Source organism: Ruminococcus sp. CAG:379 (assembly GCF_000434255.1).
GTDB lineage: Bacteria > Bacillota > Clostridia > Oscillospirales > Ruminococcaceae > Ruminococcus_F > Ruminococcus_F champanellensis.
Genome location: NZ_FR894812.1, coordinates 38,210 through 48,735 on the forward strand (window position 1 = coordinate 38,210; position 10,526 = coordinate 48,735).

Annotated in this window: 9 protein-coding genes; all 9 read left to right on the forward strand. The window is 49.9% G+C overall.

All coding sequences use genetic code 11. The annotated features are described in order from the left end of the window. Positions 1-13 precede the first annotated feature (13 nt). The gene (nspC, locus tag QVO51_RS01085; protein ID WP_022356879.1) at positions 14-1,165 is read left to right on the forward strand and encodes a carboxynorspermidine decarboxylase; all 1,152 of its coding nucleotides are present in this window, start codon (positions 14-16) and stop codon (positions 1,163-1,165) included. 611 nt (positions 1,166-1,776) lie between these two features. Further along, complete coding sequence (locus QVO51_RS01090) at positions 1,777-2,319, forward strand: type II secretion system protein (protein WP_022356880.1); 543 nt, start codon at positions 1,777-1,779, stop codon at positions 2,317-2,319. Between the two features lie 201 nt (positions 2,320-2,520). Continuing rightward, positions 2,521-4,695 (forward strand): CRISPR-associated helicase/endonuclease Cas3, encoded by a 2,175-nt coding sequence (locus QVO51_RS01095; protein ID WP_022356881.1) that lies wholly within the window; start codon positions 2,521-2,523, stop codon positions 4,693-4,695. 28 nt (positions 4,696-4,723) lie between these two features. Then, complete coding sequence (gene cas5c / locus QVO51_RS01100) at positions 4,724-5,443, forward strand: type I-C CRISPR-associated protein Cas5c (protein ID WP_022356882.1); 720 nt, start codon at positions 4,724-4,726, stop codon at positions 5,441-5,443. Then, positions 5,437-7,281: a type I-C CRISPR-associated protein Cas8c/Csd1 gene (gene cas8c, locus QVO51_RS01105; RefSeq protein WP_022356883.1), complete on the forward strand. Its 1,845-nt coding sequence runs from the start codon at positions 5,437-5,439 to the stop codon at positions 7,279-7,281. The genes cas5c and cas8c overlap by 7 nt, the downstream gene beginning before the upstream one ends. A gap of 14 nt (positions 7,282-7,295) precedes the next feature. Then, positions 7,296-8,168, forward strand: a complete 873-nt coding sequence (cas7c, locus tag QVO51_RS01110) for a type I-C CRISPR-associated protein Cas7/Csd2 (RefSeq protein WP_022356884.1) — start codon at positions 7,296-7,298, stop codon at positions 8,166-8,168. After that, on the forward strand, positions 8,165-8,839 hold the full coding sequence (cas4, locus tag QVO51_RS01115) for a CRISPR-associated protein Cas4 (protein WP_022356885.1): 675 nt from the start codon (positions 8,165-8,167) through the stop codon (positions 8,837-8,839). Before cas7c ends, cas4 begins: the two co-directional genes overlap by 4 nt. Beyond that, entirely contained in the window at positions 8,836-9,858 is a 1,023-nt protein-coding gene (gene cas1c, locus QVO51_RS01120; protein ID WP_022356886.1) for a type I-C CRISPR-associated endonuclease Cas1c, read from the forward strand. The genes cas4 and cas1c overlap by 4 nt, the downstream gene beginning before the upstream one ends. A 9-nt stretch (positions 9,859-9,867) precedes the next feature. Further along, entirely contained in the window at positions 9,868-10,158 is a 291-nt protein-coding gene (gene cas2, locus QVO51_RS01125) for a CRISPR-associated endonuclease Cas2 (RefSeq protein ID WP_022356887.1), read from the forward strand. Positions 10,159-10,526 lie beyond the last annotated feature (368 nt).

The window sequence follows — 10,526 nt, forward strand, 5'->3', positions numbered from 1 at the left end:
CCGGGGGGCGGCGATGAAGGAACTGGAATCCCTGCACTTTGACCCGACTGCTGTGCCAACGCCCTGCTATATTGTGGATGAAGCCAGGCTCCGCCGGAATCTGGAACTGCTGCAAAGGGTGCAGCAGCGCTCCGGTGCAAAGATCCTGCTGGCACAAAAGGCGTTTTCCATGTACCGGACGTATCCCATGATTAGGGAATATCTTGCAGGCAGCACAGCCAGCGGTCTTTACGAAGCGAAGCTTGCCCGGGAAGAAATGGGGGGCGAGGTGCATATCTATTCTCCGGCGTATAAACCGGAGGAATTTGACGAAATTTTGCGGATCAGCGATCATATCGTGTTCAATTCCTGTGCCCAGTGGAAGCGGTATCGGGATCAGGTACAGGCATGCGGCAGGAAGATCAGTTGCGGATTGCGGATCAATCCGGAGTATGCAGAAACGGAAACGGATCTGTACAACCCTTGTTTCACCGGATCCCGGCTGGGCATCACCCTGGCGAATCTGGAGGAGGACGCCCTGGAGGGCCTGGATGGTCTGCATTTTCACACCATGTGCGAGCAGAATTCCGACACCCTGGAGCGTACGCTCCGGGTGGTGGAGGAGAAATTCGGCAGGTACCTGTCCCGGATGCAATGGGTGAATTTCGGTGGTGGTCATCATATCACCCGACCGGATTATGATGTGGAACTGCTGATCCGGCTGTGTCGGGACTTTGCGGAAAAATACCATGTACAGGTATACCTGGAGCCTGGAGAGGCTGTGGCGCTGCATGCCGGATATCTTGTAACCCAGGTGCTGGATTTCGTACACAACGGGCTGGATATTGCCATTGTGGACGCATCCGCAGCCTGTCATATGCCGGATGTACTGGAGATGCCCTATCGACCGGAGATTTTGGGGGCAGGACAGCCTGGTGAGCTGGCGTATACCTACCGACTTGGAGCGCCTACCTGCCTGGCAGGGGACGTGATCGGGGATTACTCCTTTGCTGCTCCTTTGCAGATCGGGGATCGGCTGGTGTTCTGCGATATGGCCATCTATTCCATGGTCAAGAACAACACCTTCAACGGCATGCCACTGCCGGCGATTCTGCTTGCCCATGCGGATGGAAGGGTGGAAACCGTCCGTCAGTTCGGGTATGCGGACTTTAAAATGCGATTGTAATCGGAAGCCGTATGTGAATGCATGCGGCTTTTTCTTTGTTTGCTGGTTTGTCAATGGTGCCGTCATACCTCCGCAGTTAACGGTAAATATACTGCCTGATCGCCGTCTTTGTTACCCCATATTTCTGCAAATATTTTAAGGCAATACCGCACAAAGCGCGCCTGGCGGCTTTGTACAGCATCTGTTGACGAATTATCCGTCATATCACACAGAAACTCCTTGAAATACGACAGTATTCCTGCGTCGTTTCTATGCAATCTGACGAAAAATCTGTTAGCACATCTACTGCACAATCTTTGTGCGTTATTGCCTTAAAAGGGATTGACGTAACTTCCTATCTTGTGTTGCACTGTTCATGGCAATTGGGAGCCTCCTTTGTTGCTTTTTTTGTGGTGACTTAACCGTAACACATTTGGTTATCTATTGCTATTTTTTGCATGTAACACTTTTATTGTAGACCTATATTTTACGGTGGTTTTTCGTTTTTGCTCTTGACAAATACAAAAAATAGTATATTCTATAAGTAGATACAAAGAAATTTATGTAAGTAAGTTACCCATTTGTGAACCATCATAAATTCCACATATAATGCAAAACAAGGAGGGCTTCGGATGGAAAAGCGCAAAAAGGGCTTTACACTGATTGAGTTGGTAGTGGTGATTGCTATTATAGGTGCATTGGCGGCAATTCTGGTTCCGGTGATGATGGGATATGTCCGCAAGTCACGGGTGGCTGCTGCCAATGACAATGCCAAGCAGAATTACAACACCGCTCTGGAGGTTGTAGCAGCCTGCAGTGCGGAATCTAACGGCTATGTGGTGGATTCCAGAAAATCAGTTACAGCAAGGAAAAATGACCTTCAATCCAAGTTAGGCGGTTGTTCAGATCCGGTGTTCCAAAGCTATTACCAGGAAATGATCGATCATTTGCAGATGGACGATAAGGGATATTATGGCGGTCTGTATGTGGGCAATGTGCCGGTTGCGGTAGTCTGGTCCAACAGCAGTGGGGACAATGCCATTCTGGGCAGATATCCGGACACCCTGCATACGGATGACACATACACCTGGACTGATTGGGAAAATGACTGTGCCCAGTTCCAGGCTGGCGGTTACACCAGCTGGCAGGAATACATGGCTGCACAGGGCGGTTGATTGCGTAGTTACAGTTTCTAAAACCCATCATCAAGAGATTTCTCCTGATGATGGGTTCTGTTTTTTTACGTATATGGTGGGACATGAAAATATTTTTTTCAATTTTTTCTTCCATTTCTATTGACAAAAATAATTTTTGGTAGTACAATATATTCAACGTAGCGTTATATTATTTATGTATTATCACAAGGAAGTGACAACATGGAGTACTACGCCCATACACGGGAGGATAAAAACCAGACCGTTTCGGAACATTTGCACGGTGTAGCGGATATGGCTGCTGGGTTTTCCATTGAAATGCTGCGGGATGCGGCATATATAGCCGGGCTATTTCATGATCTGGGAAAGTATGCGTTGGCGTTTCAGGATCGACTGCTGCGAGGGAGCAAAGAGGCCTATGAGCATTCTGCATGCGGTGCGATCGAGATCGGCAAGCTTGCACAGGATCCTACGGCTCGGCAGATGACCTATATGCTGCAATACTGCATTGCCGGACACCACACGGGTCTGCCGGACGGTGGGACTCCAGCGGACAGCCCGGATGGAGATAACACTCTGCATAGTCGTCTGAACCGGCAGAAGAACTACACCGGTCGCTGCGATTACAGTGGGTACACACAACAGATTTCGCTGCGGCTGCCGGATTACAGGGACGTGCTGGCAGAGCTGATGTCCTGCCGGGACAAAACGGAGCTGATAGAGCGGTACGCTTTTTTTACCCGGTATCTGTTTTCCTGCCTGACGGATGCGGATTTTCTAGATACGGAGGCTTTTTGCAATCCGGAAAGGGAACGGGGTCTCCAGGGAGATTTTCATGCACTGGAACGGGCATTGACCCAGAAGATGAACAGCTTTGTTTGTGATACTCCCTTGAAGCAGGCACGGGGCAGGCTGCAGCGGCAGGCACTTCACAACAGCCAGAGCTCAGATCCGGTCAGCATTCTGAACATGCCGACCGGTAGTGGCAAGACCCTGTGCAGCCTGCAGATCGCATTGCAAAAGTGTCGGATGCAGAAGCATAAGAAAAAGCGGATTATCTATGTGATTCCGTATACCAGCATCATTGAGCAGACCGCCGATACCTTTGCGCCTTTATGCGGGGAGCATACTCCGATTTTACAGCATCACTCCAACTTCTGCTTTGACAGCGAGGGCATTCCGGACAAGACCTCTCAAAAATTGAAACTTTCAACAGAAAATTGGGATGCACCGCTGATTATAACCACCAGCGTGCAGTTTTTTCAGTCGTTGTTTCATTACAAAAGCTCCGGTTTGAGAAAGCTGCACAATATTGCAGATTCTGTGATCATCCTGGACGAGGTGCATCTGCTGCCGGTGGACATGCTGCAGCCCTGCCTGCGGGGGATCGGGTATCTGACCCGGTACCTAAACTGCGAGTGCGTGTTCCTGTCTGCTACCATGCCGGACTACAAGCCCTTGTTCCGACAGTATCTCAACGGACAGCAGGGCGTAGATCTGATTACGCAAAAGGATGACTTTTCGTTCTTTCAGAAGTGTCGGTATACGAATCTGGGGGAGCAGGATCCGGAGCATGTGGCAGAGCTTGCGGCTAAGCACCGCAGCAGTCTGATCATTGTCAACAGCCGCCGTACCGCACGCCAGATGTATCAGCTGCTTTCCGGAAAAAAGTATCATCTGTCCACTTATATGACGCCCCATGACCGATCTGAAACCATCCGGAAAATCCAGTCTGCCCTGGAACAGGATGAACCTGTTTCGGTGGTATCCACCTCTCTGGTAGAGGCAGGTGTGGATCTGGACTTTGAGGCAGTGTTCCGACAGCTTGCCGGATTAGACAATATTTTGCAGTCCGGAGGCAGATGCAACCGGGAAGGGAAACGACCCATGGGGGATGTGTACATATTCCGGACGCAGGATAAGCCCCAGCGGGATATCCGGATCCGGGCGAGTATTGTTCAGGATCTGCTGGATCACGGGGCGGATCTTTCCACCGGTGCATGTGTGGAGGAGTATTACCGGCGGTTGTTTGATTTTAATGCCCAACTGATCCAGGAGAATTCCATTGCCCGGAATGCGGTTGGGTTTGACAGCATCCCATTTCGCAGCTATGCACAGGCCAATCAGTTTATCAAGGAAGAGACCGTAGCCGTAGTGATTGATAAGTGGGAGAGAACAGCGCAGCTGCTGGAGCAATTGTTTAATGGGGACAAGTGTGTTCGTCGGGAGCTGCAGCAGTATTCTGTAGCGCTGCGGGTATACGGGGAATTTGACCAGGCGTTGAAGCAGGGCTTGATACGGGATACGGGCTGCGGCGTGTATGTGTTGTCGAATCCGGATAACTATGATCCGGAAACGGGCTTGGATCTGGGAATTCAGCCAATTTATATGGCGTAAAAGTGATGCGTAAGAAAGGAGCGATACAATGGGATATGGTTTTAAGATCCTGGTGGAAGGAGAGTATGCGCTGTTCACCCGACCGGAATTCAAGGTGGAACGGGTCAGCTATGATGTGCCGACGGTGTCGGCTATGGAAGGATTGATCAAGTCCATTTACTGGAAGCCGGCGATCCGGATCGTCATCGACAAGATCGTGGTGTTCCATCCGATCCGGTTTATCAACATCCGGCGGAACGAGGTGTCCCAGAAGATACCGCTGGCATCTGTGAAAAAGCAGATGAATGGGAAAGGCACTGTGGAGGTTCTTACCTCACAGATACGGAGTCAGCGAGCCAGCATGCTGCTGCGGGACGTGAAATATGGAGTAGAGTTCCACTTCGAGATGACGGGACTTCAGTCACAGCACCCCGATGAAAGCCCGGAAAAGCACTATAATATTATGCTGCGGCGGCTCCGGAATGGTCAGCATTTCCGTCAGCCCTGTCTTGGATGCAGAGAATTTGCCGTCCGGCGGCTGGAGCTGGTGGATACATTTGATCTGTCCCAGGTGGATCCATCCCTCAAAGGCGATGTGGATCTTGGGGTTATGCTGTACGGTCTGCGGTTCCGGGACGGAGGCGTGCCCGTGAATCAAGATTGGGATGCACCACAGTTTTCTGACGCTGCGGATCCGATGTACTATCGTCCCCATATGATCGATGGTGTCATTGACGTGGCAAAATACAGGGAGGGGATTCTATGCTGATCAAAGCGTTGTGCGACTATGCGGAAAAGCAGCAGGCTTCATCTTCTCAAAATGCCTCCGTACCGGAATATTACCGGCCACAGAAGATCTCCTACCGGATTGTGCTTTCGCCGGAGGGGAAACTGCTGGATATTCTCCCCCAGCAGCATTTGGAGACTTATTATGACAAAAAGGGTAAGGAAAAGCAGAAGGATGTTCCGGATACGATCTATTTGCCGATCCGGACGGAGAAATCAGGGATCGAGTCCAATTATATAGAGCATCGTCCGCTGTATATTTTCGGATTGAACTATGAAAAGGAGAATAATCAGGGCTTTTTGACGCCGGATGACAGGACAAACAAGGCAAGAAAATCTCACAAGGCATTTGTGGAGCATGAGCTGGCATTTATGGATGGTCTGGATTCCGAGATTTGCACGGCATATCGGCGATTTCTTGAAACCTGGGATCCGGAGCAGGAAACGGAAAACCCGGTTCTCCGGCAGTTGGGTGCTGCTTATAGCGGTTCTTACTTTGGATTTACCCTTGGCATAGGCAAGGCGAATCTGGAGGAAGATCCGGAGCTGATCGCCAAGTATCAGGAAATCTACCGGAAGGCACATTGTCAGACGGACACGGAGACGGATACAGTTTGCAGCATCCTGGGAGAACGTCTGCCCATTGCACGTCTGCACAACAAGATCAAGCTTCATGGCGGACAATCTTCCGGCTGTCAGTTGGTCTGCATGAATGACGATGCCTTTGAATCCTACGGGAAGACCCAGTCCTTCAACAGCGGCGTTTCCGATAAGGCTATGAAGCTTTATACCGATCAGCTACGTAATCTGTTGGAAGACTCACAGCATCATGTGCTGCTGAATAGTATGACAGTGGTGTTCTTCGCCATGTGCCAGAACGATGAGCCACAGTGTGACTTTTTTGCTTCCATGCTGGGCGGTTCGATGGATCAACAAACAGAACAGAGCATCCAGAAGCTGCTGACTTATGCGAAAGGTGGGTACACGGGAGATCCGGAGACAATCCGGCGGATGGAGGAGATGAACAACGTCACCTTTTATGTAGCTGGGTTTACGCCTAATGCTGCACGGATCTGTCAGAAGTTTATTTACCGGGATCGGTTCGGAAATCTGATTCAGAATCTGCTGAAGCATCAGGAGGATCTGCGAATCCGGGAGCAGGACACACATCCTATTCCCTTTAAGTGGATCAACAAAGAACTGGTTTCGCCGAAATCGTCCAATAAGGACGTACCGCCACCTTTGGAATCCAGCATCATTCTGGCGGCTTTGCAGAACACCCGGTATCCGGATGCGCTGCTGGCTACCGTGGTTCGTCGGGTTAAGACAGACCAGGACGATGAAAATGACGCCAAGGGCGGAAAATATATCAAGTTGAATCTGGTGCGGGCAGGGATCATCAAGGCTTGCCTGAACCGAAAAAATCACAAGGAGGAAATTACTATGGCGTGGAACGAGGAAAACAGGAATCCGGCATATATTTGCGGAGGATTGTTTGCGGTGTATGAGAAGCTCCAGCAAGACGCTACGCCGGGAACCCTGAACCGGACGATCAAGGATGCATATTTTTCTTCTGCATGCTCCCGACCGGCAAGCGTATTCCCCACACTGGCGAAGCTGTCTCAGAATCACCTGCACAAGCTGGGCGAGGGTGGACGTGTTTTTTACGGGCGGCTTGTAGGCGGCTTAATGAATCAGCTGGAGGGAGAGTTTCCACAAACCTTGTCGCTGGATGACCAGGGGCGGTTTATTATCGGGTATTATCAGATGAATCAGAAGCTGTACACACGTAATGAAGAAACCAAAGAAGACGAGAATTGAAAGGATGGATTAGTATGGAAAACAAGGCGATTGAAAACAGATATGAATTTGTTATGTTGTTTGATGTAGAAAATGGAAATCCCAACGGAGATCCAGATGCAGGCAATATGCCCCGGACAGACCCGGAAACCTCCCTGGGCATTGTGACAGATGTGTGCCTTAAGCGAAAGATCCGCAATTTTGTGGAGCTTTATAAAGAGGGAGAGCCGGGCTACAATATTCTAATCAAAGCGGATAAAGCTCTGAATACTAAATTCACAGCGGCATACGATGCGCTGGGATTGGAGAAGGGACAAAAGGGGAAAAATACGGAGGACGTGGAAAAAGCAAAGAAATATATCTGTGACAACTACTTTGACGTGCGCACCTTTGGCGCTGTTATGAATACGGGCGTTGATCGTTGCGGTATTGTGAGAGGTCCGGTGCAGCTCAACTTTGCCAGAAGCCTGGATCCGGTTGCTGTGCAGGATATTACCATCACCCGTCAGGCTGTTACAGATGAGACGGACTTCAAGGAACGTAAGCAGAGTGAAATGGGTAAAAAAAGTCTGATCCCCTACGGTCTGTACCGGGCGGAGGGCTATGTTTCTGCTATGCTGGCGCAGCGGGTAACCGGCTTTTCCGAGGAGGATCTGGAACTGTTGTGGACGGCTATCATCAACATGTTTGAAGGGGACAGAAGCGCTGCCAGAGGAAAAATGAGCATGCGTAAGCTGTTTGTATTCAAGCACGCCTCTGCTCTGGGCAATGCCCCGGCACAGACATTGTTTGACAAGATCCAGGTGCAGAAAAAGGAAGGCGTTAATCCGCCCCGTGCGTATACGGATTACACAGTCACTGTGGATCGGAATATGCCGGATGGGGTGGAACTCATCGAAAAGCTGTGAACGACCGGACGATCAACATCCGGAATATCCAGCATTTTCTATACTGTCCCCGGCGGTACGCCCTGCTGGAACTGAACAATGACTGGGCAGAGAATGCATTTGTTGTAAAGGCGGACATCCTCCACCAGCATGTACACGATGGAAGTCACAGTTTTTCAGACAGCAAAAAGATCGTTCGCAGCAATATTGCGATCTACAACGATCTGCCTCAGTATGACCTGTATGGCATGACCGACTGTGTGGAATTTGTACGGAGCAGCCAGGGCGTTTCAATCCCGGGCTGTTCCGGCAAATATGCAGTGCGGCTTGTAGAATATAAGCCCAAAGCACCCAAGGATGGGGGATTTCGGGAAACGGATGCTATACAGGTATTTGCACAGAAGGTGTGTGCCGATTTTGTATGGCATTGCAGCAGCGAGGCATATCTGTATTATGCGGATACCAAAAAGCGAATCCGGCTGCCCTTTGACACGGAGTATGCGGCTTACGATAGTCTGCTGCAAAGGCTGCTTCAGGATATGCGGACGTTGCTGGAACAAAAGCAGATTCCGCCACGGAAAAAGGGACAGAAATGTTCCGGCTGCTCCCTGACGGATCTGTGTTTTCCAAAGGAAAAGCCTTATTGTGTCCGGGATCTGATTTTGTCCCAGAAGGGGGTGGAGCAGGAATGAAACGCCTGCTGAATGCGCTGTATATACTGGATGAAACCACATGGCTTACCCTGGATGGCGAGAATATTGTCTGCACCTGCGATGGTCGAGAGAAATTTCGACTGCCTTTTTCCAATATCGAGGAAATCTATTGCTTTTGTTATCCGGGCTGTTCACCGGCACTGATGGGGAAATGCGCAGAGATGGGAATCAGTCTGAATTTTCTTTCCCCCTCGGGCACATTCCTTGCCCGGGTACAGGGCAAAACGAGAGGAAATATTTTTCTGAGGAAAGCCCAGTTTCAGCGGTTTGAACATCCGGACTTGCTGCTGGCGCAGAATACAGTGGCAGCAAAGCTGTCCAACACCCGGTATCTGCTCCGGCGTTCTCTGCGGGATAATCCGTCTCTGGATGCAGATGGTGAAGTGCGCGGCTGTATTTCCTATCTGGAAAGCGGCATGGAGCGGGTATATGAGTTGCGGGATACAGAAACCATTATGGGCCTGGAAGGGAACTGTGCAAAGGCGTACTTTAATATTTTTGACCGGTTGATCCTACAGCAGAAAGACCTATTTTATCTGACCGGACGCACAAAGCGTCCGCCGCTTGATCCTGTAAATGCAGTGTTGTCTTTTTTGTATACCATGATGACCAGCAGCTATGCTTCTGCACTGGAAGGTGTGGGACTGGACAGCTGCTATGGTTTTTACCATGCACTTCGCTCCGGAAGAAGCAGTCTTGCATGCGATCTGGTGGAGGAAGCACGTTGCATTGCAGAGCGACTGACGCTGACTTTGATTAACCTTAGAAAATTAAACGGCGGAGATTTTGAACGGCAGGAAAGCGGTGCGGTATTTTTGAGCAAGGACGGAAAGCGAAAGGTGCTGACAGCGTGGCAGGAGAAAAAGCGTACCACGATACAGCATCCATATCTGAACGAGAAAATACCCTTGGGACTGCTTCCTTTTGTACAAAGCTCTTTGCTGGCCAAGTATGTGCGGGGGGAGATATCTGAGTATCCTTGCTATTTATTAAAGTAGGTGATGGACATGATGGTTTTAGTCAGCTATGATGTATCCACGGTCGATCAAAAGGGAAGGGCTCGTCTGCGGAAGGTGGCAAAAGCGTGCCAGAATTACGGACAACGAGTGCAGAATTCCGTGTTTGAAATTGATTTGGACTACGGAACCTTTTGCAAGGTAAAAGAAAAACTGATGCAGTTAATTGATGTGCAAAAGGACAGCCTTCGCTTTTATTATCTCGGAAACAATTGGCACAGACGAGTGGAGCATTTTGGCGCTAAGGATACCTATGATCCGGAAGGCGCATTGATTTTGTGATCTGCGAACTGCCGGTAATTTGATTTTTGTGGATTGTTCGCAAGGAAATGTCGCATGATTGTGAATAAATAATGAACGAAACAGTGCTGTTTTGTGCATATAAGTCCGTCCTGTGTGAGGGAATGACCTTGGAGACACAATATCTAGGGTCACGCCCTACACGGGCGTGTGAGTTGAAATTTTTGCGGTGAACAGGGAAGTGGCAAAACCACTTGTCACGCCCTACACGGGCGTGTGAGTTGAAATTTGATCTCTGAGCATGCTCCTGAGTCCCTCGGCAGTCACGCCCTACACGGGCGTGTGAGTTGAAATGATAAGGCAAAGGTTTATTGCTATGGTCAAGCCGTCACGCCCTACACGGGCGTGTG

Excerpts from the sequence above, each read along its gene's own strand:
- nspC (WP_022356879.1), top strand. The coding sequence starts at position 14 with ATGAAGGAACTGGAATCCCTGCACTTTGACCCGACTGCTGTGCCAACG.
- cas5c (WP_022356882.1), top strand. The coding sequence starts at position 4,724 with ATGGGATATGGTTTTAAGATCCTGGTGGAAGGAGAGTATGCGCTGTTC.
- cas2 (WP_022356887.1), top strand. The coding sequence starts at position 9,868 with ATGATGGTTTTAGTCAGCTATGATGTATCCACGGTCGATCAAAAGGGA.
- cas1c (WP_022356886.1), top strand. The coding sequence starts at position 8,836 with ATGAAACGCCTGCTGAATGCGCTGTATATACTGGATGAAACCACATGG.
- QVO51_RS01095 (WP_022356881.1), top strand. The coding sequence starts at position 2,521 with ATGGAGTACTACGCCCATACACGGGAGGATAAAAACCAGACCGTTTCG.
- cas7c (WP_022356884.1), top strand. The coding sequence starts at position 7,296 with ATGGAAAACAAGGCGATTGAAAACAGATATGAATTTGTTATGTTGTTT.
- QVO51_RS01090 (WP_022356880.1), top strand. The coding sequence starts at position 1,777 with ATGGAAAAGCGCAAAAAGGGCTTTACACTGATTGAGTTGGTAGTGGTG.
- cas8c (WP_022356883.1), top strand. The coding sequence starts at position 5,437 with ATGCTGATCAAAGCGTTGTGCGACTATGCGGAAAAGCAGCAGGCTTCA.